The organism is Janthinobacterium sp. CG3 (assembly GCF_000344615.1).
Lineage (GTDB): Bacteria > Pseudomonadota > Gammaproteobacteria > Burkholderiales > Burkholderiaceae_D > Janthinobacterium.
The window spans coordinates 1,804,482-1,828,212 of record NZ_KB467824.1 but is presented as its reverse complement, the minus strand read 5'-3'; the positions used below and the strand labels follow the sequence as shown (position 1 = coordinate 1,828,212).

At 69.6% G+C, this 23,731-nt stretch carries 17 protein-coding genes; 10 read left to right on the top strand and 7 right to left on the bottom strand.

The genetic code is table 11. From position 1 onward, the window contains the following. Nucleotides 1-469 precede the first annotated feature (469 nt). The 4 genes from JANGC3_RS30695 to JANGC3_RS32435 all read right to left on the bottom strand — a co-directional run bounded on the left by JANGC3_RS30695 (nt 470) and on the right by JANGC3_RS32435 (nt 8,182). Nucleotides 470-1,402 carry an alpha/beta fold hydrolase gene (locus JANGC3_RS30695; protein ID WP_017875927.1) on the bottom strand — a complete coding sequence of 311 codons (933 nt, stop codon included), beginning with the start codon at nt 1,400-1,402 and terminating at the stop codon, nt 470-472. Then, complete coding sequence (locus JANGC3_RS28725; protein WP_017875926.1) at nt 1,399-2,211, bottom strand: serine aminopeptidase domain-containing protein; 813 nt, start codon at nt 2,209-2,211, stop codon at nt 1,399-1,401. The genes JANGC3_RS30695 and JANGC3_RS28725 overlap by 4 nt, the downstream gene beginning before the upstream one ends. 37 nt (nt 2,212-2,248) lie before the next feature. After that, a complete protein-coding gene (locus JANGC3_RS28720; protein WP_017875925.1) occupies nt 2,249-6,283 on the bottom strand; it encodes a non-ribosomal peptide synthetase in 4,035 nt (1,344 codons plus the stop codon). 150 nt (nt 6,284-6,433) lie between these two features. Beyond that, nucleotides 6,434-8,182 carry a right-handed parallel beta-helix repeat-containing protein gene (locus JANGC3_RS32435; protein ID WP_017875924.1) on the bottom strand — a complete coding sequence of 583 codons (1,749 nt, stop codon included), beginning with the start codon at nt 8,180-8,182 and terminating at the stop codon, nt 6,434-6,436. 216 nt (nt 8,183-8,398) lie between these two features. Between JANGC3_RS32435 and JANGC3_RS32430 the strand changes: the two genes are divergently transcribed. The 10 genes from JANGC3_RS32430 to JANGC3_RS0107740 all read left to right on the top strand — a co-directional run bounded on the left by JANGC3_RS32430 (nt 8,399) and on the right by JANGC3_RS0107740 (nt 19,591). Continuing rightward, entirely contained in the window at nt 8,399-9,880 is a 1,482-nt protein-coding gene (locus JANGC3_RS32430) for a lipopolysaccharide biosynthesis protein (RefSeq protein WP_157406507.1), read from the top strand. 6 nt (nt 9,881-9,886) lie between these two features. Continuing rightward, nucleotides 9,887-11,029, top strand: a complete 1,143-nt coding sequence (locus JANGC3_RS0107780) for a glycosyltransferase (protein WP_017875922.1) — start codon at nt 9,887-9,889, stop codon at nt 11,027-11,029. Continuing rightward, a complete protein-coding gene (locus JANGC3_RS0107775) occupies nt 11,013-12,002 on the top strand; it encodes a polysaccharide deacetylase family protein (protein WP_017875921.1) in 990 nt (329 codons plus the stop codon). The genes JANGC3_RS0107780 and JANGC3_RS0107775 overlap by 17 nt, the downstream gene beginning before the upstream one ends. 28 nt (nt 12,003-12,030) lie before the next feature. Beyond that, entirely contained in the window at nt 12,031-13,239 is a 1,209-nt protein-coding gene (locus JANGC3_RS0107770) for an O-antigen ligase family protein (protein WP_017875920.1), read from the top strand. Nucleotides 13,240-13,249: 10 nt separating this feature from the next. Beyond that, the gene (locus tag JANGC3_RS30690; RefSeq protein ID WP_017875919.1) at nt 13,250-13,984 is read left to right on the top strand and encodes a class I SAM-dependent methyltransferase; all 735 of its coding nucleotides are present in this window, start codon (nt 13,250-13,252) and stop codon (nt 13,982-13,984) included. Nucleotides 13,985-13,998: 14 nt separating this feature from the next. Then, nucleotides 13,999-15,198 carry a glycosyltransferase gene (locus tag JANGC3_RS28705; protein WP_017875918.1) on the top strand — a complete coding sequence of 400 codons (1,200 nt, stop codon included), beginning with the start codon at nt 13,999-14,001 and terminating at the stop codon, nt 15,196-15,198. Continuing rightward, entirely contained in the window at nt 15,182-15,841 is a 660-nt protein-coding gene (locus JANGC3_RS28700) for a polysaccharide deacetylase family protein (protein WP_017875917.1), read from the top strand. Before JANGC3_RS28705 ends, JANGC3_RS28700 begins: the two co-directional genes overlap by 17 nt. A gap of 137 nt (nt 15,842-15,978) precedes the next feature. Further along, nucleotides 15,979-17,556, top strand: coding sequence for an XrtA system polysaccharide chain length determinant (locus tag JANGC3_RS0107750; protein WP_035787560.1), 1,578 nt, complete (start codon nt 15,979-15,981; stop codon nt 17,554-17,556). Between the two features lie 10 nt (nt 17,557-17,566). Continuing rightward, nucleotides 17,567-18,442, top strand: a complete 876-nt coding sequence (locus tag JANGC3_RS0107745; protein ID WP_017875915.1) for an XrtA-associated tyrosine autokinase — start codon at nt 17,567-17,569, stop codon at nt 18,440-18,442. Nucleotides 18,443-18,553: 111 nt separating this feature from the next. Then, a complete protein-coding gene (locus JANGC3_RS0107740) occupies nt 18,554-19,591 on the top strand; it encodes an XrtA/PEP-CTERM system-associated ATPase (RefSeq protein WP_017875914.1) in 1,038 nt (345 codons plus the stop codon). Between the two features lie 6 nt (nt 19,592-19,597). On the opposite strand, the gene JANGC3_RS0107735 is transcribed toward JANGC3_RS0107740, so the two are convergent. The 3 genes from JANGC3_RS0107735 to JANGC3_RS28690 form a co-directional block, all read right to left on the bottom strand. Continuing rightward, nucleotides 19,598-20,737, bottom strand: coding sequence for a glycosyltransferase family 2 protein (locus tag JANGC3_RS0107735; protein WP_017875913.1), 1,140 nt, complete (start codon nt 20,735-20,737; stop codon nt 19,598-19,600). 390 nt (nt 20,738-21,127) lie between these two features. Continuing rightward, nucleotides 21,128-22,540, bottom strand: a complete 1,413-nt coding sequence (locus JANGC3_RS28695; RefSeq protein WP_017875912.1) for a hypothetical protein — start codon at nt 22,538-22,540, stop codon at nt 21,128-21,130. Continuing rightward, nucleotides 22,534-23,721, bottom strand: a complete 1,188-nt coding sequence (locus tag JANGC3_RS28690; protein WP_017875911.1) for a glycosyltransferase family 4 protein — start codon at nt 23,719-23,721, stop codon at nt 22,534-22,536. The genes JANGC3_RS28695 and JANGC3_RS28690 overlap by 7 nt, the downstream gene beginning before the upstream one ends. Between the last annotated feature and the right edge of the window lie 10 nt (nt 23,722-23,731).

Sequence of the window (23,731 nt, the reverse complement as noted above, 5' to 3'; positions counted from 1 at the left end):
GGAATATTTTTTTAGGGGCGCGATATGGCGACGCATCCGACTAACCCGGCCGGTGCGCAACGCAGCAGGTCGCCGCAAGTGGCCGCCGGAATAGCGACAGGGGGACGGCTTGGTTTGAGCGGCGCCAGCGCGGCGGCAGGCAAACCGGTGGCGACGGGCCAGGCCGGCGTCTTCGATTTCCTGTCGGGGAATTGAAAAATCCAGAACAGGCAACTGAAGAGCCAGCAGTGGGATGAGTTCGACGGCGAGGCGGGCGTCGTAGGCGCTCTTGGGGGCGGCGCGAGTGTGGAAGATGGGATTCCGACGACGTCGAGGAGGGCAAACCGATGCTGCTACGCGGCGTATGGGATCAGATCAGCGCCAATTCGTCGCGCTGGTATCAGGCGCTAGCGCGCGACGCCGGCTTCACTTGGCGGTAACATCGGCTCACGCGCCGGCACAGGGCCAAGCCCCGTTGACGCCGGCGCCCTTACGCCGCCGGGTCCGCCGCCGCGCTTTTTGCCGTTGCCGGGGCGGACGCAACGGCCGTCCGCGGCGCCGGCGCCAGCCCGGCGACCATCGCCGACCAAGGCAGGACATGCTCGATCAACGCCCGCTGGGCGGCGCTGCCCGTCACCACATGGTCGATATCGGGCAGGAAGGTGGCCTTGACCCGTTCGGTGATGCCGAAACGCTTGAAGGCGTCGCGAAATTGCGCTTCGTAATTGTAGAATTCGAAGCCGTCACCGGCGTAAATCAAGCCGACGTCGACCTGGCGCTCCAGCAGGACGCGCAAGCCTTGCGCGAACGCCGCCTTGGCTGGCGAGTCGGCGGTGTAACCGACGCCCAAGGCCCGCGCCAGCGGCTCGGCGCTATCGGCGGCGGGGCGCCGGCCGGCCATGCGGCGCAGCAGCGCGGCGCCCAGGCGCGCAATGGTCGGCGCTACGCCGTGTTGGCGCAAGCGCATGGAGAGGCGGATCAGCTTGGTTTTCAAGGTGGCGTAGCGATAGGCTTCGAACAGCAGGATGCCGGCGACGCGCTCATCGCGTTGCGCCGCGTTATAGCTGTGGAAACCGCCGGAGCAAAAGCCGAACAGGCCGAAGCGCCGCAAGCCGGTGGCCTGGCCCAGGGCCGTCATGGCCGCGCGCAGGTCGGCCACCGCTTGCGCTTCGAAGCCGACGCTGCCGTCGGCGCGGCGGCTGTCGCCGAGGCCGGCCAGGTCGAAGCGGATCGAGGCGATGCCGCGGCCCGCCAGCGCGCGCGCCAGCCGCACGTTCAGGCGGTGCGGGCCGATGCGGTGCACGATGCCGGCGTTGAACAGGATGATGCCGGCCGTGGCGCCGTGCCCGGCGCCCCCGGCCGTGACCGGCAGGCAGAGGGTGCCGACCAGGCCGTCGCCGAAGCCGAGCGACACCTCGATCACGCCGCCTCCAGCAGCGCAACGACGCTTGTCACTATCTCGCCGGGGGCGATGGACGCGCCCATGGTTTCGTTGGCCAGCCAGTTGGTGTGGGTCTGGAGCGAACGCAGCGCCGGCGTGTTGCCCAGCGCGCCCAGTCGTTGTTGCAGATCGGCCAGCGCGGCCGAGCCGGGTGCGGCGAGCAGGCTGATGCGGTCGGCCCGCGTCTGCGCCAGCCCGCGCGCCGACAGGCGTTCGAGTTGCCTGCGCAGCAGGGCGGGCAGGGCGAAGCCGAGCGCTTCCGTTTGCGCTTCGCCCAGCGCCATGTCGCGCAGCCTGGCGTCGATAGCCCAGCGCGCCCCGAACGAGTCGCGGCAGGCGGCGACGTGGGCGTCGAGCAAGGCGGCCAGATAGGCCGTGCCGTCGACCACCGGGTCCCACAGCAGGATTTGCTCGACGGCGCGGGCGCCGCTTTGCGAGGCCAGCGCGGCGATACTCGCGCCCAACCTGAGGCCGACCCAGGAGACGCGTTCGCAGGCGCTGCGGCGGCGCAGTTCGGCGTCGGCCGCCAGCACGTCGCGGCACCAGCCTTCCAGTTCGCCTTCGCCGTCCTCGCCGCCGGCGTCGCCGGTGCCGAAGTAATCGAAGCGCATGACGTCGAAGCCGTGCCGCGTCAATTGCTCGGCCAACAGGCGGAACAGGCGGTGGCTGCGGATCGCTTCCTGGCCGAAGGGGTTGCACAGGAGGACGCATTGGCGCCGCCGTTCGCCCTCGGCGGGGTGGTGGACGGCGAACAGTTGCCGCGCGCCCGGGCCGAAGCGCAGCGGCGTCACGGCCGCCGCCAGCCGGGCCGGGCCGGGTTCGCCAAGCTCATCGCGCTGCCTTGCCGAGCAGGCCGGATACCAGCCGGTTCAGCATGCCCGGTTTAACGGCGTCGGGCGCCGCCTCGTCGTAGGCGCGGGCGATCTGGCGCAGGTTCTCGAAGATGAAGCGGCGCGGGTTCAGGCGCTTGCCGGTGCGCGTCTCCATCGCCAGGATGGCTTGCATGGCCAACAGCGAGTGGCCGCCGGCGTCGAAGAAATTGTCGTCGGCGCCGATGCCGGTGCTGCCCAGCAACTCGCTCCAGATCGACGCCAGCAGCTGTTCCGTCGCGCTGTGCGGCGCCGCGCCGCGCGCCGCCGGCGCCGCGGCACTTGTCGGCGGCGGCAGGGCCTTGCGGTCGATTTTTCCGTTGGGCAGCAGCGGCAAGCGTTCGAGCGCGACGAAATGCTGCGGCAGCATGTAGTTCGGCAGCAGGGCGCGCACATGCGCGCGCAGGGCGGCGTCGTCCGGCGCGTCGCCGCGCGCGGCGAAATAGGCGACCAGCCTGACGTCGCCGGGTACGTCCTCGCGCGCCAGGGCGACGCTGTGGGCCACGCCGGGGTGGGCGTCGAGCGCCGCCTCGATTTCGCCCAGTTCGATGCGAAAGCCGCGCACTTTGACCTGGAAATCGTTGCGCCCGAGGTGTTCCAGCAGGCCGTCGGCGCGCCAGCGGCCGCGGTCGCCGGTGCCGTACAGCCGACCGCCCGGCGCGCCGGCGCCGATAAACGGGTCGGTGATGAAGCGCTCGGCGCTCAGGGCGGGGCGGTGCAGGTAGCCCAGCGCGACGCCGTCGCCGCCGATCCAGATTTCGCCGGGAACGCCGAGCGGGCAGGGGCGGCGTTGCTCGTCGAGTATCCGGATTACCGTGTTGGCGATCGGCCGGCCGATGCTGATGGCCGGCGCGTCCGGCGTGACGCGCCAGCAGCTCGACCAGACCGTGGTTTCGGTGGGGCCGTACATATTCCACAGCTGCGCGCCGCCCGCCAGCAGGCGCGCCGCCAAGTCGGGCGGCAGGGCCTCGCCGCCGATCAGGGCCTTGAAGCCGGGCGCGCCGCGCCAGCCGGAGTCGAGCAGCATGCGCCAGGTGCCCGGGGTCGCCTGCAGCATGGTGGCGCCGCTGCGCGCCAGTAGTTGCGCCAGCGCGCCGGCGTCGAGCGCCTGCTCGCGGCTGGCCAGGACGATTTCGGCGCCCACGCACAGGGGCAGCAGCAGTTCCAGCACGGCGATGTCGAACGACAGCGTGGTGACGGCCAGCAGGCGGTCGCCGGCAAGCATGCCGGGCGTGTCGCGCATGCTGGTGAGGAAATTGACGACGGCGCGCTGCGGCACCTGTACCCCCTTCGGCTTGCCGGTCGAGCCGGAGGTGTAGATAACGTAGGCGACGCTGTCGGCGTCGGCCGCCAGCGCGTCGTCGGGCGGCGGGGTGTCCGGCGCGGCGGCGATGGCCTCGGCGTCGGCGTCGAGCAGCACGCTGCAGGCGCGCGGCCAGGCCAGCAAGGCGCCCAGCGCCGCTTCGCTGACCAGCGCGGCCAGGCCGGCGTCGCGGGCCATGAAGCGCAGCCGCTCGACCGGATAGGCGGGATCGAAGGGGACGTAGGCGGCGCCGCTCTTGAGCACCGCCAGTTGCGCCACCACCATGGCGGGGCCGCGCTCGACGCATAGGCCGACCCGCTGGCCGCGGCCGATGCCGCGCGCGCGCAGCAGATTGGCGAGGCGGTTGGCGCGCTGGTCCAGTTCTCGGTAGCTGAGGCTGGCGTCGCCGAAGCTGAGCGCGGTGCGCTGCGGCCCGTCGCGCACCTGCGGGGCGATCAGCGCGTCGATGGTGGCGTCGCGCGGATAGGCCGTGGCGGTGGCGTTGTAGTCGGCCAGCCGGCGCAGCTCGTGCGCGGCGAGCGGCAGTTGCGCCAGCGGCGCCTGCGGTTGCTCCAGCACGGCGCCGACCAGGTGCTCGAAGCGCCGCGCCAGCAATTCGCCGCTGGCCGCCTCGAGCAGATCGCTACTGTAGTTGAGCGCGCCGACCAGGCCGTCCGGCCGCTCGACCAGGCACAGTCCGAGGTCCTGTTCGAGGCCCGGTTGCGCGACCTCGATCGGCGTGTGCTCGAGGTTGCCCCAGCGTGGCGCGAGGGCACGCGCATCCTGGAACGAAAAGCTCGCCTGGTAGAGCGGAAAGCGGCTGGCGTCGCGCGGCGCGCCGAGTGCGCGCGCCAGTTCGTCGAAGGGCACGTCGGCATGCGCGAGCGCGTCGCCGACGGCGTCGCGCACCGTGCCCAGCAGGTGCATGAAGCTCTGTTGCGGATCGATCGACAGTCGCAGCGGCAGGACATGGGCGAACATGCCCATCAGCGTGTCGGCGGCGTCGTCGTGGCGCGCGCGCACCGGCACGCCGATGCTCACCGCGGCTTGCCCGCTCAGTTGGTGCAGACTCAGCGCATAGGTCGCCAGCATCGCCGTGGACAGGCTGGCGCCAGCCTGGCCGGCGAGCGCGCGCGCCGCCTCGACCTGGGCGGCGGCGACAGCGACGCGGCAGGCGGCGGCGCGGCCCGACAGTTCGGCCGGACGGGGCCGGTCGGTCGGGACGGCCAGCGGTTCGAGCGTGCCGTCCAGGCGCGGGCGCCAGTGCGCCAGCCGGGCCGCCAGTGCCTCGCCCTTCATGCGCGCGCGCGGCGGGGCGGGCGGCGGCTCGCGCAGCGCGCAGGGCGTGTTGCTGCGGCGCGCCTGGTATAGCGCCGCCATTTCGGCCTCGAGGATGGCGTCGCAGCAGCCGTCCCAGATGATGTGGTGCGGCGCGAAATAAAATACGTGTTCCTCGTCCCCGGTGCGCCACAGGCGCGCGCGGAACAGCGGCGCCTCGCCCAGTTCGAGTGGCTGGGCGGCGAGCGCCTCGATGCGCGCGCGCAGCGCTTCCACGCGGGCGTCGGCGTCGGCGCCGCCGCCTACGTCGCCGCGCAGGTCTTCCAGCGGCAGCGCGTCGGCTCGCGGCGCCGCTGCAATGCACTGCACCGGCGTGGCGTCGACGACCGCGACGCCGGTGCGCAGCGCGTCCTGGCGCCGTAGCATGTCGGCGAAGGCGAGCTGGAAGGCGGCCTCGTCGAGCTTGCCGCGCAGGCGGTGCGCCGACGGCATGTTGTAGGTCGGGCGGCCGGGGGCCATGTGTTCGCGGTACCACAGCCGCTCCTGCATCGGCGACAGCGGCGCGGTCGCCGCGGCGCCGCGCGTGCTGGACGGGGGCGCGCCGGCGCCGGCGGGTCCGGCCGGCGGGGCCGGCGGAGCTGGCGGTTCGGCGCCGGCGGCGTCGAACATGACGCGCAGCGGGGTGTCGGGGGCGCGCTCCAAGGCGTCAAGTAATTGTTCCAGCGCCGTCAGCATGTAGGCGACTAGCCGTTCGGCCGGCAAGGGCGCGCTCACTTGCGTCGTCAAGACAAATTCCCCGTCCCGTTCGTGCACCTCCAACAGCAGCGGGCACGGCGGCGGGGCGAACGGCGCGGCGCCCGGCGCCGCCGCGGCCGTGGTGGCGGCGTCGTCCGGCGTCGGCGACGTGCGGCGGTAGCTCAGCAGCGCGGAGAACAACGGCAGCGCCGCCGCCAGCGCGCTGCAGCGCCGCACCAGCGCCGCCGGCGCGTGCGCGTGCTGGTGCAGGCGCCGCAGTTGCGCGTCCATTTGCCGCACGCTGTCCGCCGCGCTTTGCCCGTCGCCGTCGACGCGCACCGGCAGCGTGTTGACCGGCTCGCCGACCGAATGCGCCGTGGCGGGGCCGAATAGCACCGTGCCGAACAGCACGTCGCGGCGCGCCGAGACCTGCGCCAGCACTTGCGCCCAGGCCAGGTGGACCAGGCTGGCGGCGCGTACGCCCAGCGCGCCGGCGCGCTCGCGCAGGCGGCGCGCCAATCGCGCCTCCAGCGCCAGCGTGGCGCAGTTGGGGACGGCCTCGGCTGCCCCGACCAGGCCGAACGGCGCGGTCGGTTCGGTGACGCCCGCCAGCAGATGGCGGAAAAAGGCCTCGTGGTCCTGCTCGCTGACAGTGCTTGCGGTGTGGTTCGCCGTCATGGCGCATAGTCCTTGTAAAACGAAAACGGTTGGCGGGGGCGGGAAGCGCTGGCCGGGTTCGCCGGCGCCTTGATACAGCGTAGGGGAACCAAGGGCGGGCATCTTGGCCGGTATCAATCGATGGTCGAAGAGATAATAGAAGCGGCGGCGTCAGCGCGCCAGCTCGTAGGCGCCAATGTCAAAGCCCAGCCCTTGCGGGCGCGGCGTGCTGATGTCGTAGTCGTTGGTGACCAGCCCGGCCACCGCCGCCGAGCCGGCGTCGACGGCCCAGCTGTCCGGGCGCAGGTGGAAGTCGCGGCCGGCGGCGGCGAAGCCGTGCGCGCCGGTCTGCGGATAGGCGTCCAGCCCGGTGTCGCCCTTGCCGCCGAACCAGAAATTGCGGTTGACCACGCCGGCCGAGAGGGCGAAGCCGACGCTGCCGCCGGTGTAGTCGGTGCCCGGCGACGGTACGACGAGGTTGTTTTGCAGGTCGATGGCGTGCGCCGGCAGGTGCCAATCGTTCATGATCGCGGCGTAGCCCGCCTTGCCCTCGGTGTTGGTGTGGTAGAAGGTGTTGTTGTAGATGCGCGCCTGGCGCAACTGGGTCGAATTGAAACGCAGGCCGGCGTAGCGGGTATCGGCGACGATGTTGTTGAAAATGTTGATGCGCTCCCTGCTGCCGTCGGCGAGGTTGATGCCGTGCTTGCCGACGCCGCGGATCAGATTGTGGTGGAAGTTGATGTTGCCGGTCGTGTCGGAGCCGTTGCTGCCGTTGGCATAGGTCTGGAAGCCGCTGCCGCCGGGGATGTTTTCAATGACGTTGTAGGCGATTTCGTAGTCGCCGTCGCCGTCGATATAGATGCCGTGATTTTGCAGCGGGCCGCGGTTTGCCGGCCCGCAATAGACATCGTGGATATGGTTGCCGAGCCAGACCTGGCCGAAGCCGTTGCCGACGATGCCGCCGGCCTTGGCGTCGCTGTTGCCCACGGCGGTGGCGGCGCTCAGCTCGTTGTTGACGATGCGCCAGTGGCTGCCGAGGATTTGCAGGTTGATGGCGCCGGCCGGGCCGCCGGCCTCGATGCGCAGGTTGGACACGCTGAGCCACTGGCCCAGGCCGGGGTACTCCTGGGCGTTGATCGCCGAGATGGCGCCTTTCGGCGGATTGTTGCGGGCGTCGGCCTGATACGCCTGGTAGATGTAGACGTCCTCGCCCGGGTAGCCCATCAGTCCGATCGGCCCGCTGCGCGGTGCCCCGGTCGGTGCCGTGCCGGACTTGTCGCGCACGCGCAGGAAATAGCCGTCGTGGCCGCGGTCGGTCCACGCCGTGCCGGTGCCGCGCAGGACAATGAAATCGCCGGCGCCGGCCTGGCCCCACGCGGCTTGGTCCAGGCGCGCCGTCTGGACGTGGCGGAACGGGCGCCGGATGTCGCCGGCTACGGCCGTCATGTCCTTGCCGTTGACGTTGTCGACGAACAGGATGCGGCCGGGATTGACGGTAAACGTCAGGTTGTCGTTCGACGCCACGCCGTTGAGCACCACCTTCAGCGGCAGCGCGGCGCCCGGCCTGGGTTTACCGAGCGCGCCAATTTGCACCGTCAGCTGCTGGATGTCGGGACGGCCGCGGGCGCGCCCCAGGCTGCGGTAATTGTCCACCTCGACGCCGCCGATGAACACCTTCAAGGCGCTGCCCAGGCCGACGTTGCCCCAGTTTTTGCCGAACAGCGAGAGATAGATGCCCTTGTTGTTTTCGCCGCCGTCATTCGGGCCCGAGACGATGTCGGTATACACCAGCAATGGCGGCGCTTGCCGCGCGCCCGCGTGGGCGTGGCTGGCAACGGCGCCGCCACCGCCGCACAGCGCCGCCAGCGCACAGCGCAGCAGGACGCGCCCCGGGAAATGCTGGGCCTCATTGGCTTTCATGGACAAATCCTTTCGACGGCGAACGACGGTGGCAGGCGATTATGTGCCGCGCCCATCCGGGCGTGGCAAGGCAGTGCCCAAGTCTTGAGCATAATCAAAAAAAACCGGCGCAAATTGACGCAAAATTGTCATTGTTTTAATTCGGCGTCGCGGCTGCCCATCGATCGCGTCCTTCCCCTGTTGCTGACCATTTGGGATTTTCCTGAGCCGCATATCGTGCTGACCTCACTTTCCGACCGGGCTGGCTTTCTGGTAGCCGCCAATCTCATCAAATACGCCGTCGGCTTCATCATGCCGATGGTCCTGGTGCGCCTGCTGAGTCAGAGCGAGTACGGCAGCTACCAGCAGATGATACTGATCGGCGGCGCCGCGATCGGCGTGCTGACGCTCGGCCTGCCGACCTCGGTCTACTACTTTTATCACCACGTCGAGCGGCAGCGGGTGGCCGCGCTGGTCGCGCAAACGACGCTGCTGTTGTGCGTGGCCGGCCTGCTGGCGAGCTTGCTGGTGTTTTCCGGCGCGCGCCACTTCGCGGCGTCGCTGAACAATCCCGCGCTGGCGACGCTGCTGCCGCTGTACGCGGTCGGCCTGGCGCTGACGATCGGCAGCGAGCATTGCCTGCACGTCATGATCAGCCAAGACCGCTACGGCCTGGCGGTGCTGTTCGAGATCATTGAAACCGTGGTCCGGGTGCTGACCTTGTTGCTGCCCTTGTGGCTGGGCTACGGCTTGACCGGCCTGGTGGCGGGGGTGGTGTTGTATGCGGCCTTGCGCTTCCTCGTGCGCAACGGCTATCTGTTGCGCCGCGGCGGCCTCGATTTCGCCGGCTGGCGCGGGCGCGCATTTGCGCGGCGGCAACTCGCTTACTGCCTGCCGGTGGCGCTGGTCAGCCTGTCGACGCTGGTCGGCGCCACTTTCAACCGCGCCATCCTGGCGATGTCCTTCTCACCGGCGCAATATGCGGTCTACGCGGTGGGCGCGCTGGAAATCCCGCTCGACGTCATTTTCCAGGCCTCGGTGGCGAATGTGCTGCGCGCGTCGCTGCCGCCGCTGGTGCGCGACGGCAATCTCGTGGAAGTGGTGCGCATCTTGCGCGAGGCCACGCGCAAGCTGTCGATCATTGTCCTGCCCAGCTTTGTGTTCCTGTTTTGCCATTCCGCGCAGTTCATCCAGGTGTTGTTTACCTCCAGTTACGAGGACAGCGTGCATGTCTTTCGCCTTTACCTGTGGCTGATGCCGCTGCACATGCTGGTATTGAGCACGGTTCCGCACGTGTTCGGCATGCCCAAGCTCAATCTCTACATTGCGCTGGCAACGATGACGCTGTTGCTGGTGCTGGGGTACGCGCTGCTCAAGACGGTCGGCTTTTACGGTCCGGCCATCGCCATGCTGCTGGCCGAATACGTGCAGACGGCGCTGTACCTGCTGGTCGTGACGCGCCTGACCAAGGCCAGCCTGGCGCGCTTGCTGCCGCTGCGGCACATCGCCCTGGTTGGCCTGGCGGCGCTGCTGGCGGCGCTGGTATCGACCCGGGCCGGCCACTTGACGCCGTCGGCGTTGCTGAACCTGGTGCTGGCGGGCGCCGTGTTCAGCGTCACCTTTTTCCTGGCGGCCATACCCCTGGGCGTGTTTTCGCGCGACGACGTGCGCCTGATCCGCCGCTGGGCGGCGAAGGTCTTGCCGATTGCCCCTGGTTGAAACGGCATGCAAGCGACCATCCACATCCAACATGTATTGCTCAGCCTGGAACCGGGCGGGCTGGAGAACGGCGTCGTCAACGTCGTCAACCGACTCTCGGGGGACGCTTTCCGCTCGTCGATCTGCTGCCTGCAGCGCGCCGGCGACTTCGCGCCGCGGGTGCGCGCCGGCGTACCCATCCGCGAAATGGGCTGGCGCGGCGGCAACGACCTGCGCCTGGCGTGGCGTCTGGCGCGGCTGTTTCGCGAAACCCGCCCCGACGTCGTCCACACGCGCAACGCCGAAGCGTTTTTCTACGGCTTCCTCGGCGCCAAACTGGCCGGCGTCAACTGCATCGTCCACAGCGAACACGGGCGCGCGTTCACCGACCGGGCCATCCGTTTCCATCTGCAACGCTGGTGGACGGCGCATATCCAGGCCGTGTTCGCCGTGTCGGCGCAGTTGAAGCGCGAGCTCGTCGCGCATATCGGCATGCCGGCGCAACGCATACAGGTACTGCGCAACGGCGTCGACCTGGAGCGTTTTTGCGCCGGTGCCGGGGCGGGCGGCAGGGCGGCGCTGCGCCGCCAGCTGGGCCTGGGCGACGCCGACTTGCTGGTCGGCAGCGTCGGCCGGCTGGTGGCGGTGAAGAACCACGCCTTGCTGTTGACCGCGCTCGCCGCCCTGGCGCGGCGCGACTGGGTCGCCGTGCTGGTGGGCGAGGGGCCGGCCCGCGCGGCGCTTGAAGAACTGGCCCGTTCCTTGGGCATCGCCGGGCGGGTGCGCTTCGCCGGCCAGCGCGACGACGTCGCCGCCTGGCTGGCGGCGATGGACGTCTACGTGTTGTCGTCGACCAATGAAGGCGTCTCCAACACCTTGCTCGAAGCGATGGCCAGCGGCCTCGCCTGCGTCGCCAGCGACATCGGCGGCAACCCGGAGCTGATCGCCGACGCGCGCCACGGCTGCCTGTTCGCCAGCGGCGACGCGGCGGCGCTGGCCGGCCATGTGCGGCGCCTGTGCGACGACGCCGGCCTGCGGCGCCGGCTGGGCGCGGCGGCGCGCGCGCGCGCGGTGCAGGAATTTTCCCTCCAGACCATGATCGCCCGTTACGAGCAGTTGTACCGGGCCAGCGTTTCCTCCGCGGGGCGGCATCGTGGCGCGCATCGCTAGCCTGCTCATCGACGCCGCCGCCGCCAGCGGGGCGCTGGCGCTGGCGCTGGCGCTCAAGCGCAGCGTGCCGCTGATCCTGATGTACCACGGCGTGTCGGCGCGCCGCGGCGCGCCCGACGGCCTGCGCAATTACGACGGTAAACAGCTCGCGCTGGCGTTTTTCATCAAGCATCTGCGCCTGTTGCGCCGGTCGCGCCGGGTGATCCCGCTCAGCGAACTGGTTGCCGGGCTGGAGCAGCGGCAAGACATGAGCAACGCCGTCGTCATCACCTTCGACGACGGCTATGAAAACAATGCCCTCGTCGCGGCGCCGGCGCTGGCCGATTTCAACATGCCGGCGGCGTTTTTCCTCACCACCGGCTTGGTCGGCACCGAGTCGTGCATCTGGACCGACCGGCTGGAGATCGCCTTGGACCGGACCGACGCGGTCAGCCTGGAATTGCCGGGCGGCGCGACCCTGCCGACCCGCTCGCTGGCCGACAAGCGCCGCGCCCTGATCAGCGTCAAGGCCATGCTCAAGCTCCGGGCCAGCCAACGGGTCGAGGAAATCGCCAAGGAGATCAGCCGCCGGCTTGGCGTCGCCGACATCTGCGCCGAAGGCGATTATCGCTTCATGTGCTGGGACCAGGCGCGCGCGTTGGTGCGTACCGGCTTCGAGGTGGGGGCGCACACGGTGACCCATCCGATCCTGTCGAACCTGCCCTTCGACGAGGCGGTGTTGGAAATGCTGGGCAGCAAGGACAGTATAGAACGGGAAACAGGGCAGTGCAGTTCGACGTTTTGTTTCCCCAATGGTAAACGAAGCGACTTCAGCGTCGAGTTGATCGAGGTGTGCCGGCGCCATTTCAAGGCGGCCTTGTCGAGCGAGCGCGGCGCCGCCACCGTCGAGGACCTGTTCGAATTGAAGCGGCTGTCGCCGGCCGGGCCGGGCCGCGGCGAAACGCTGGAGTGGCTGCTGTTGAGGACGCGCTAGCGGGCGCGGCGGGACCAATCGAGGAGCGATGATGAGCTTTTTGCTGCCCTTCATGAATTTTTTCCAGCCCGGCATTTTCTGGCCGGCACTGGCGCCGTACATGCCGATGCTGGTGCTGTCCCTGCTCGGCCTGGCGCTCGGCCTGAGCAGGGCGTCGGACTATTCCCGCCGCGCGGCCCTGGCCCACCCGGTGTTCGGCTGGCTGCTGGTGTTTTTGCTGGTCCAGCCGCTCTCCCAGCTCTACAGCGGGGTCGCCAGCGCCCTGGTCGGCCTGCACTTCTGGGGCATGTACCTGCTGTTCGTGCTGGTGTCGATCATCCTGATGCCGAACCCGCCGGCGTTGCTGCGCTATGTCTACGGCATGATGGCGGGAAGCATGGTCATCGTCGTCTTCGGCATTTGCGCGGTGCTGTTTTCCTGGACCGAGGCGCTGGGCGGCCGGGCCGGCGCCTACGGCATGTACGAGAACCACAACGACTACTCGTTCATCATCATCCAGATCGTGCCCTTCCTGTACCTGTTCCGCCGGCTCGCCAACGGCGCCGTCGTGCGCCTGCTGCTGGGCGCGGCGCTGCTGGCCTGCGTCGCCGGCATCGCGCTGTCGCTGTCGCGCGGCGGCATGCTGGCGCTGGTCTTGGAGGCGGGCCTGCTGGTGCTGATCGGCATGCAGGGGCGCAAGCGCCTGCTGTGGTTGCCGGTGCTGGCCATCGTCGGCGCCGCGGCGGTCGGCTACCAGTGGACCAAGCGCGCCGAAAACCAGAGCCGCTACACCGCCGCCGACGCGGAGAATTCGCGCTTCGAGCTGTGGCGCGCCGCCGCCAAGCTGGTGCGCGACAAACCGCTGCTGGGCGTGGGCAGCCTGCGCTTCGCCGAATACGCCAGCTTCTACGGCGAGATCAGTTACGACAACCGCGGCAAAAACACCCACAACACCTATCTCGAAGTGCTCACCGGCACCGGACTGCTGGGCTTTGCCAGCTTCCTGGCGTTGCTCGCCAGCCTGTTGCGCGCCTTGCACCGCGCGCCGCCGCCACACGGCCCGCCACTGCTCGACGCCGCCCGGCGCGCCACGCTGGTCGCGCTCTACGCGATCCTGTTTCGCGCCATGTTGGACGCCAAGCCGCACGACTGGAGCTTTTACGTCCTGTGTTCGATCGGCCTGAGTTGCGTCCTGTTGCAGCGCCGCGGCGCGGCCGACGCGCTGGCCGCCAGTCAACTGAAACCGGGCCTGGCCTGAAGGAGCGAATATGGACGACAAGCAATACGGCACCCGCGCCTGGATCGAATCGCGTTACGCGGCCAGCGCGGACGACCCCTGGGGCCTGGATTGGCGGCCCTCGCAACGCTACCGCTACGCGCGCATGCTGGCCGCGCTGGAGACGGCGCTGGCCGGCGCGGCGCGGCCGCTGGCCATCGTCGACGTCGGCTGCGCCACCGGCACCTTCACGGCGCTGTTGGCCGGACTCAACGGCGGCGCCGCCGGCGCCAGCCTGGTCGGGGTCGACATTGCGGCGGCGGCGGTGGCGCGCGCCGCCGCGCGCCACCCGCATCTGCGCTTCGAGCGCCTGGCGCTGGACGACTGCGCCCGCGCATACGCCGGCGCCGCCGACCTGGTCACTTGCATGGAAGTGCTGTATTACCTGCCGGCCCGGCAAAGGCTGGCGGCGCTGCGCCAGTTGAAGGGCATGCTGCGCCCCGGCGGTTGCCTGTTGGTATCGTCGATGATCGCCGCGCCGCCGTATTTTTCGGCCGAGCAACTGGGCGCCCTGGTGGGCGGCGAACTGGCGCTGGTCGACAGCGGGGTGCTGTATCTGAAACCGCTGGCGCTGTGGGAGAAACTGCAAATGAAACTGCGCCGCGGCGGCACCCCCGGCGCGGCGGGCTACGAGTATGCCGCGGTGGAGCGCTGGGGCCGCTACGCGGCGCGCCTGCTGCCCGGCTTCGCCCGTTCCCACGCCTACGTCATCGCGCGCGCCGCGTGACGGAAAGGACCGCCATGCGCGTGCTGACGATCACCACCTACTTCCCCAACGCGGCCGACCGGCAGCGCGCCGTGTTCGTGCAAAACCTGGTGCGCGCCATGCGGCTGCGTTGCCAGGTGCAGATGATCGCCCCGGTGGCCTACGTGCCGGCGCTGGCGCGCAAGCCGGAATGGCGCGCGCAACGCGCCATTCCGGCTTGCGACAGCGTCGACGGCATGGCGGTCGAGCATCCGCGCTTCCTGGTCGTGCCCAAACTCGGCTGCGTGTCCGGCTTCAGCTATTTCCTCAGCATCCTGCGCCTGCTGCGGCGCGGCGCCCGCGCCGGCGGCGACGCCGTCGTGCACGCGCACTGCGCCTATCCGGACGGCGTCGGCGTGGCCCTGGCGGCGAGCTTGCTGGGGCTGCCGTTCGTGGTCACCGCGCACGGCAGCGATATCAACGTCTACGCCGAGCGGCGCCTGTTGCGCTGGCAGATACGCTGGGCGTTGCGGCGCGCCGCCGGCGTGATCGCCGTCAGCGCCGCGCTGGAGGCGAAGATCGCCTGCCTGCTCGGCGCCGGCGCCACCGGCCTGGCGCGCATCCCCTGCGCCGCCTTCGATCCGCGCCTGTTCTTTCCGCGCCCGCGCGGTCCGGCGCGCGCCGCGCTGGACTTGCCGGCGCCGGCCCGCGTCGTCGTCTGCGTCGGCCAACTGGTGCCGGTCAAGGGACTCGGCTTCGTCGTCGAGGCCTGGGCCGAGCTGGCCAGGCGCGGCCGGCTCGGTCCGCACGACCGGCTGGTGTTGCTGGGCGACGGCCCCTGCCGCGCCGCGCTGGAGCGGCAGGCGGCGGCCGGGCCGGCCGGCGGCGTCCACTTCGCCGGCGCGGTGTGCCAGGCCGACGTGGCGCGCTGGATCGCCGCGGCCGACCTGCTATGCCTGCCGAGCTTGAACGAAGGCACGCCCAACGTCGTCGTCGAGGCGCTGGCCAGCGGCGTGCCGGTGGTCGCCAGCGGCGTCGGCGGGGTGCCCGAGCTGGTGCGCGACGGCGTCAACGGCCTGCTGGTGGCGCCGGCCGACAGCGCGGCGCTGGCCGACGCCCTGGAACGGGGCTTGGCGCGCGACTGGGACGCGGCGGCGGTGGCCGCCTCGGTGGCGGCGCTGACCTGGCAGGCCATCGCCGAGCGCAATTGCGTCTTCCTGCAAACGATACTGGACCAGCATGACGCTCGCCATTAGGGACGCCGGCAAGGCCTTGCTGCAGCGCTGCTATTCGCCGCGGCGCTTCCTGTGGCGCCTGCCGGCCGGGCACGGCGCCATGGCGCTGACCTTCGACGACGGCCCCGACCCGCTGCACACGCCGGCGCTGCTCGACCTGCTGGCGGCGCACGGCGTCAAGGCCAGCTTCTTTGTCATCGGCGACAAGGTAAGCGGGCAGGCCGCGCTGATGCGGCGCATCGCCGCCGAGGGCCACGCCATCGGCGGCCACACCTGGAGCCACCGCGACATCGTCGGGCGCTCGCGGCCCGAACTGGGCGCCGACTTGCAGCGCTGCCGGTTGGCCATCGGCGCCGCCTGCGGCGTCGATACGGCCTTGTTCCGGCCGCCCCGCGGCCGGGTCGACCTGGCGGCGATCCACCATGTCGCCATGCTCGGGTATTGCATGGTGCACTGGAGCAAAACCTACGGCGACTACCGGCGCGACGGCGCCGAGCGCCTGCTGGCGCGGGTGCGCGCGACTCCGCCCGGCGCCGGGGATATTGCCTTGTTCCACGACCACAACGAACACACGCTCGCCGTGTTGCGCGCCCTGATACCCGAATGGCTGGCCGGCGGCCTGGGCTTCGCGGCGATTCCCGGTGGCGCGGCGGCGCCGCGCTGAACGGTGGCGCGCGCAAATTTGACGCAAGCCAATACGCGCGGGGAAGTTTGCCCTATCTTGGACGGGTGCCAGGCGCATGGGTCGCCGGCAAACGAACAGCGCACCCCGGCGGCGGTCGAACTCAACGGACGGTCCTGATGGATAAGATAATCACAGGGGTCTTGTGGCACCTGCGGGCAATGTGGCGCTACCGCGGGCTCGGGCTGTTCACGGCCTGGGCCGTGGCGATGGGCAGCGCCATGCTGGTGTTTTCAATTCCCAAAAAATACGAGGCGTCGGCGCGCTTGTTCGTCAATACCGACTCGATCCTGAAGCCGCTGATGGAAGGGGTGACCGTGCCGCCGGACAACGGCCAGCGCGTCGCCATGCTCAGCCGCCTGATGATCAGCCGGCCCAACGTCACGCAATTGATTGACGAGGTCGGTTTAGACGTGCGGCACATGAGCGCCGAGCAACGCGAGCGCCTGATCGACGAGGTCGGCGACGTGCTGGCGATCGAAGCGGCCGGCGAGAAAAGCAATACCTATATCCTGCGCTACCGCGATACCCAGCCGCAGCGCGCGAAACGCATGGTGGAATTGTTGGTGACCAAGTTCATCGACTCCAGCAAGGGCGGACGCGCCACCGACAACGATGCGGCCAGGCGATTCCTCGACCAGCAGGCCAACGCCTATGAAGAAAAGTTGCAGGAAGCCGACGCGCGTCTGCGCGAGTTCAAGGCCCAGCACATGGCCGGGGCCGGCGCGGTGACGGAGGAGGGCAGCGGCTACCAGGTCCAGCTCGCGGCGGTGAAGGAGCAACTCGGCGCCGCCGAACTGCAACTGCGCGAGGCCGAGAACAGCCGCGACGCCTACCGGCGCAGCCTGGCGCTGGAGAACGGCGCCGCGGCGGCGGCGGCCGGCGGCGGCCGTGCGGGCGTGGCGGCGGCCGACCTCGACGCCCGCATCGAGGCCGGCCAGCTGGCGCTGGACGGCTTGCTGCAAAAGTACACGGAAAGGCATCCCGACGTCGGCGACGCGCGCCGCGCCCTGGCCGGTCTCAAGGAGCAACGCCGGCAACTGCCGCCGGCCGATCCCGCCAGGCCCAGGCCGCTCGCCAGGGCCCAGGCCGCGGCGGGGGACGCGCGCGCCGCCGCCGACCCGTTGCGGGTGGCGCTGGCGCAGGCCGACGCCGCGGTGGCGTCGCTGCAGACCCGGGTCGCGCAGTACGCCGCGCGCCACCAGGCGTTGCTCGAACTGGGGCGGCGCATGCCGGAATACGAGGTGCACCTGGCCCAGCTCAACCGCGACTACCAGATCAACAAGAAAAACTATGACGAACTGGCCAAACGGCGCGAGTCCGCCAGCATCGCCGGGGACATGCAATCGGTCGCCGGGGTTGGCGACTTCCGCCTGATCGACCCGCCGCGGGTGGCGCCGGCGTCGTCGACGTCGCGCCTTCTGGCGCTGGCCGCCGGCCTGGTCGGCGCGCTGCTGGCCGGGCTCGGCGCGATGTTTTTGGCCAAGGAATTGCGCGCGCGCTTCTATGACCGGTCCCAGGTGGCCGAGCTGACCGGATTACGCGTACTGGGCGTGATTTCCGTGGTGCCCAGCGCCGCCGCCACGGACGAGCAGCAGTTGCGCCTGGCGCGCTTCGCGCTGACCGGCGCCGTTTTGTTCGCCGTCTACATCGGCGTCGTCATCGCGGGTGCGCTGCTGAGCAGATCCCAGGCGTGAAGGAAATACTATGAGTCTCATCGAAAAAGCCGCCGCCTACCTCAAGCTGCCCGGCCGGGAGCGGCCCGATGGCAGGCCGGAGGCGCCGCCGCGGGGCGCCGCCCGCGGCGCCGGCGGCGATCCCGCCGGCGCCGGGCCGGCCATGGCGCCGCGGGTGGACATCGACCTGGCCGGGCTGGCCGCCGCCGGCTTCATCATGCCCGGCCAACCGAGTTCGCTGCTGGCCGAGGAGTTGCGCGTGATTAAACGCCCGCTGCTGGCCAACGCGCGCGCCGGCAGCGCCGTGCGCCACGCCAACTTGATCATGGTGACGAGCGCGCTGGCGGGGGAGGGTAAGAGTTTCACCGCGCTCAACCTGGCGCTGAGTATCGCCATGGAACTCGAGCGCACCGTGTTGCTGGTGGACGCAGACGTGGCCCGGCCCTCGCTGCCGTCCATGCTGGGCGTGCCGGCGCAAAGCGGTTTGCTTGACATGCTGCACAACAGATCCTTGCCATTGGGCGAGGTACTGTTGCGCACCAACGTAGAAAAACTCAATCTGCTGATGGCCGGCACCCGCGCCGCCCAGGCAACGGAAATGCTGGCCAGCGAGGCGATGGCGCGCCTGTTGGACGAAATGGCCAACCGCTACGCCGACCGTATCATCGTCTTCGACTCGCCGCCCCTGCTGATGACCACGGAAGCGCAGGTGCTGGCGACCCACATGGGGCAGATCGTGTTCGTGCTGCAGGCGGAGGAAAGCCTGCACAGCGCCACCCGCGACGCCTTGGCCACGATTGCCTCTTGCCCGGTCAAGTTGCTGGTGTTGAACCGGGCGCGTCCGCTTGGCCGCCTTGCCCACGGCTATCAGTACGGCCCCGCTTACGGCTACGGTTATGCGCGCTAGCGTCCCGGCTGGCGGTGCGCGTTCGCGCGCCTTCGCGCGCTTGGGCGCGCGCGCTCCGCGAGCGGGCGGTTGCCGCTATCCGACACAGCGTCCCTGGAGCCTGGACAAATCATGTACGAACAATTCTACGGCTTTACCGGCAAGCCCTTCCAGACCAATCCCGATCCCGCGTTTTATTTCGGCAGCCTGCAGCACCGGCGCGCCATGGATTACCTGGTCTACGGCATGCACCGCAACGAGGGCTTCATCGTCATCACCGGTGAGGTCGGTGCCGGCAAGACCACGCTGGTGCGCAACGTGTTCGGCAAGCTGGATCCCGAAAAATACCTGTGCGCCCACCTGGTGAGCACGCAACTGGGGGCGGACGACGCGCTACGCCTGGTCGGCACGGCCTTCGGCCTGCCGGTGGTGCGGGCCAGCAAGGCCGAATTGTTGATCGCGCTCGAGGCCTTCTTCGGCAGCGCCTACCGGGCCGGCAAGCGCTGCATGCTGGTGGTGGACGAGGCCCAGAACTTGAGCATGCAGGCGGTCGAGGAGTTGCGCATGCTATCGAATTTCCAGCTCAACACCCATGCCTTGCTGCAAAGCTTCCTGATCGGCCAACCGGAGTTCCGCCACACGCTGCAGAGCGCGCAGATGACCCAATTGCGCCAGCGCGTGATTGCCGCCTGCCACATCGGCCCGCTCGACGGCGCGGAAACCCGGCGCTACATCGAACACCGGCTGCGCCACGTCGGCTGGGACAATGCGCCGCTGTTCGCGGAACAGGCCTTCGCGGCCATCCATGCGGCCAGCGCCGGCATTCCGCGGCGCATCAACGCCCTCTGCGACCGCTTGCTGCTGATGGGCTTTCTTGCCAATAGCCGCGCCATCGGCGGCGACGACGTGCTGGAGCTGGCGTCGGAAATGGCCGCCGAGACGGCCGCGCCGGCCCGCCCCGACGCCGCTGGCCCCGCGCCGCCGGAGCGGCAGGGCGGCCCCGGACAGCAGGGCGCGGCGGCGGCGCCGGCCGAACTGGAGGCGCGGATGGCGCGCCTGGAGGCGGCCTTGGACGGCCTGTCGCGCAACAACGCCAGCGCGCTGAGCCTGCTCGGCCGCCTGGTCGCGGCGATCCAGCAAGCTGCCGGCGACGACGCGCAGCGACCCTGACGGCGCTCAACCTGCGCGCGGTTGCCAGACGGCCAGCGTGTCGCCGCGCAGAAAACGGTAGGCCGCGACGGCGAACGCGGCGTTGGAGAGCGCAAAGTAACTGGGCACGGTGGTGATTTTCCTCAGCCAGCCGGGTAAATTGTGCATCAGGCCGAGGGCCGCGAGGCAATACACGCCGAGCTGTAGCACCAGCAAGACCCGGTACAGCGCCTGCGTGGGGGCCAGCGCTATATTGCTGGCCAGGGCTGCCGGCATGAACACAAAGCCGAGATAACGCAGCACCTTGTGGGAAAACAGGCTGAACGACACCAGCGGGTAGTGCAGCGGGTTGAGCAGTTTGCGCATATAGGTGAGTCCTTGCAGCGCGCGCAAGGCGACCCGCACGCGCATCCTGAATTCGCAGGAAACGTCGGTGTTGGGCGTCTCGAACGCGTCGATCTGCGGGTCGAAGATCACGCGGTGTCCGCCGGCGATCACCGACAGCGGCAGGATGAGGTCGGTAATCAGCGCCGGCGGGGTGTCGACGTACAGCCGGCGGCGGATCGCGTCGACGCCGCCGTTGACGCCGATGATGGAGCCGGCCGCGGTTTCGATGCCGCGCACCAGGTTTTCGTAGCGCATATACGCCCGCGCGCCGGCGCCGCTGGCATTGCCGCCGTCGGTGACGAATTGCAGCGATCCGGTCAGGTAGCCGATTTCCGGGTCGGCGAAGTTGGCCGCGATCCGCTGCAAGGCGTTGGCGCCGAACAGGGTGTTGGCGTCGCTGAAGATGATGATGTCGCCGCTTGCCAGGCGCACCGCCTCGTTGAGCGCCGCGGCCTTGCCCTCGCGCCGCTCGCGCCGCAGCAGCTTCACGGCGTGCCGGCCGAAGCCTTTCACCACGTCGTCGGTGCCGTCGGCGGAACCGTCGGAGATGACGATGATTTGCAGCCTGTCAGCGGGGTAGCCTTGGTCGAGCTTGTTTTGGATCGTCGCGCCGATCATGGCCACTTCGTTGTAGGCGGGGATCAGAATCGTCATCGTCGGCAGGCAGGGGGCGCGCGCGACCTTGCGCGGGCGCATTTTCCCTATCGCTAACATGACGAGGGGATAGACCAGGTAGGGATACACGATCAAGAAAAGGGAGGTCCAAAAAACGGTTTTCATGGCAATTGGGTCCGTGGCCGTTCACACTCCGGGCGCCGGCGTGCGGATGGCAAGTAATGGGTGCGCGCCGCCTTGGACGAACGGTACGGGCGACGGCGGCCGCTTGCCCGCCGCGCGACCGGCGTGCCACCCGCCGCCGCGATGGTACACCGTGTTGCCCCCTGTGTCGTCTGACCTGTCGCCGTTCGGTATAGCCGTTTGCGGCGGCGCTCTTTTGCCGGGCTTGCACGGCGCCGGTCAACCGCGGCGTTGCGTGCAAATCGCGTGCGCTGCTGGCGTTACACAACGCGGCACGACATGGTTATGATGACGTATTGATAAGATCGCGCATTGTGGCATGTCAAAATGTCGCCGCGGCGTGGACCGGTGCGGGCGCCGTCCGGGTGTGCCTCAGCGATAACCGAGGACGCAGTAGCGCTCGACCTCCAGGTGCCGCACCGGGCCGTTCCCGAGGACGGCGCCGGCGCCCTCGACGACCTCGGCGCTGGCGTCGCCGCGCAACCAGAGTTCCACCGTGCCGTTCGCTTCGATACGCACGCGGCGCTGGCGCGCGTCGACCTCGTAGGCGCCGATCGGACCGTTCAGGCTGGCGAAGGGGCCGATGCGGCTGCGGATCTGCACCAGCCTGCCGGCTTCGAACGCGCCGATGCTGAGTCGCTCGGCGCTGCAATGCCCGAGCACGTGGCGGGCGTTGGCGGTGTAATGGGCGGTGGCCGGTTCGGCGATGTGGAAATCGAGGTAATCGGCCGGATCGCCGCTGTGGCCGTGCTCGGCCGCCTTGGCGATATTGTAGGCTTGGCGCGCCGTCACATAGTGCAGGCGGTAGCGCCGGCCGTCGTTGTAGTGCTCGTTAAGGGTGCGGTGCATGCGCATGGCCCGCTCGCCGAACAGGGCGTCGAGGTCGCGCTCGACGGCGCCGTGGGTGTGCAGTTTGACGAACAGCCACTCGGGCCGGCCGGCGACGTGCACGTTGCAGTCGATCCATTTGCGGATGCGGTCGGGCCGGCCCCAGTTTTCGCTGGTCAGGCTGGCGTTTTCAATCCGCGGATAGGACGGCGCGCCCCAGTTGATGCCCAGCGGCCCCTGGATCAACATCAGGCCCTCGGCGGCGCGCTGGCCGACGCGCGCGTCCGGCCCCCAGTTGTGCGCCTTGGCGCGGTGCGGGTCGCCCTTGCCGTAGTAGACGGAATTGATCTTGCGCGTCTGGTATTTTTCGCCCGAGGGCATGGTCAGGTCGGCCCAGCAACCGAGCTTTTGTAAAATGCTCAGCTCGTCGTTGACGCCGCAAAAGCGGCCGCCGCCGGAATTGCCCAGGGCCCAGTCGCCGTGGACGAAGCCGAATGCCGTGCGCGGCGCCGCCCCCGATTCGAGCAGCAGGCCCCAGCGGTTGTATTCGGCCAGCACGGCGCGCAGGTCGCGCTCCAGCGTGGCGTCGGTGTCGCCGTCGTGGTGGTAGTGCAATTCCACTTCGCCCAGGCCGGCGTGGGCCATCGCCGCCAAGCTGGCCAGCGCCTCCACGCCGTGGTGGGGCGGATAGAACCAGGTGTGCAGCGGCGCCGTGCCGAAGGCGCTGCGGCAGCGCTGCTGGAAACTGGCGTAGCCCGCGTGCCAGGCCTGCACCAGACGCACCGCCTGCTCGGCGCTGACGGGATGCGGCGACTCGCTGTGCTTCGGCTCGAAATGGTCGCACACCAGGAACAGGATGTGGGTGGTGCGCCCGGCCCGCGCGATGCGCTGGTAGGCCCGTTGCGGCGCCGACGCGATATACGAGGGCAGCCAGAGGTCGAGGCGTCTTTTCAGCATGGGTCCGCCGCGTTGCCGGCCCGTGGCGGCGCCAGGATGGCGGCGTAGATCGCTTCGATGCGCAGCGCGTTCTGGCGCCAGGTGTGGTGGTTGGTGACGTACTGCCGGCCGGCTTCGCCGAGGCGCAGGCGCAAGGCCGGGTCGTTGACCAGGCGGACGATCTGCTCGGCCATCTGGGCGGCGTCGCCGGCGTCGATCAGCAGCCCGGTCTGGCCATCGCGCAGCACCTCCATGACCGGGCCGACGCGCGGCGCAATGATGGCTTTGGCCATCCCCATGTATTCGAATATTTTCATCGGCGACCCGTAGGCGTTTGAATCAAGCAATACCGCGATATCCATCAAGGCCAGCAGCGGCGGGATCTCCGCGTGCGGCTTGCGCCCGGTAAACACGACGCGCCCCGCGTAGCCCTCGGCGCGGCAAAAATCCTCGATGGCACGGCGGAATTCGCCGTCGCCGACGAACAGGAAGCTGACCTCGGCGCAGCGGGCGAAGACGGCGCGCAACACGGCGGTAAACGCCGGCATGCCCTGCCAGCGGTTCATGGTGCCGACGAAGCCGACCACCGTGGCGGCCAGGCCCAACGCGGCGGCCAGTTGCGGCCGGCGCTGGCGCTGCGGGTCGAACCAGTCCGGGTCGATGGCGTTGTGGCAGACGCTGATGGCGTGGGCGGCGACGCCTTCGCGCACCAGCATGTCGCGCTGCGCCTCGGTGACGGTGATGATATGCGTGGCCGCCGACCAGGTGCGCCGCTCCAGCCAGCGCGCCAGCCGCTTCAGGCGCAGGCCGAAATACGTCGCCCAGGCCTGGGCGTAGGGCGTATTGACTTCGAGGATCAGCGGGATGCCGCGCTGCCTGGCGCGGCGTACCCCGGCGTAGTTGAACAAGGCGTAGCGTTCGTACACCAGGTCGGGCTGGAATTCCTCGATCGCCCTGGCGATGCGCCGGTCGACGACCAGGTTGTAGGCCAGTTGCAGCAGTTCAAACAGCAGGCCGGGCGCGGCGCGCTTGATTCTGCCCAGCACGGAGGGCCGCCGCGGCAGCGTCGCGTGCGGCCGCGCCGCGGCGGGGCCGACCACGCGCACCTCGTGGCCGAGCGCGCGCAAGGCCTCGACAATGGCCGCGATGTGGATCGACTCGGGCTCTTCGCCCTGGGTTCGGTGGTGGTAGAGGACGCGCATGGGGCTGGGG

Bases quoted from the DNA above. Each gene is read 5' to 3' on its own strand.
- JANGC3_RS28705 (WP_017875918.1), top strand. From the start codon at position 13,999: ATGCGCGTGCTGACGATCACCACCTACTTCCCCAACGCGGCCGACCGG.
- JANGC3_RS30690 (WP_017875919.1), top strand. From the start codon at position 13,250: ATGGACGACAAGCAATACGGCACCCGCGCCTGGATCGAATCGCGTTAC.
- JANGC3_RS28700 (WP_017875917.1), top strand. From the start codon at position 15,182: ATGACGCTCGCCATTAGGGACGCCGGCAAGGCCTTGCTGCAGCGCTGC.
- JANGC3_RS0107770 (WP_017875920.1), top strand. From the start codon at position 12,031: ATGATGAGCTTTTTGCTGCCCTTCATGAATTTTTTCCAGCCCGGCATT.
- JANGC3_RS0107740 (WP_017875914.1), top strand. From the start codon at position 18,554: ATGTACGAACAATTCTACGGCTTTACCGGCAAGCCCTTCCAGACCAAT.
- JANGC3_RS28720 (WP_017875925.1), bottom strand. From the start codon at position 6,283: ATGACGGCGAACCACACCGCAAGCACTGTCAGCGAGCAGGACCACGAG.
- JANGC3_RS28690 (WP_017875911.1), bottom strand. From the start codon at position 23,721: ATGCGCGTCCTCTACCACCACCGAACCCAGGGCGAAGAGCCCGAGTCG.
- JANGC3_RS0107780 (WP_017875922.1), top strand. From the start codon at position 9,887: ATGCAAGCGACCATCCACATCCAACATGTATTGCTCAGCCTGGAACCG.
- JANGC3_RS28695 (WP_017875912.1), bottom strand. From the start codon at position 22,540: ATGCTGAAAAGACGCCTCGACCTCTGGCTGCCCTCGTATATCGCGTCG.
- JANGC3_RS32435 (WP_017875924.1), bottom strand. From the start codon at position 8,182: ATGAAAGCCAATGAGGCCCAGCATTTCCCGGGGCGCGTCCTGCTGCGC.
- JANGC3_RS0107735 (WP_017875913.1), bottom strand. From the start codon at position 20,737: ATGAAAACCGTTTTTTGGACCTCCCTTTTCTTGATCGTGTATCCCTAC.
- JANGC3_RS0107745 (WP_017875915.1), top strand. From the start codon at position 17,567: ATGAGTCTCATCGAAAAAGCCGCCGCCTACCTCAAGCTGCCCGGCCGG.
- JANGC3_RS0107750 (WP_035787560.1), top strand. From the start codon at position 15,979: ATGGATAAGATAATCACAGGGGTCTTGTGGCACCTGCGGGCAATGTGG.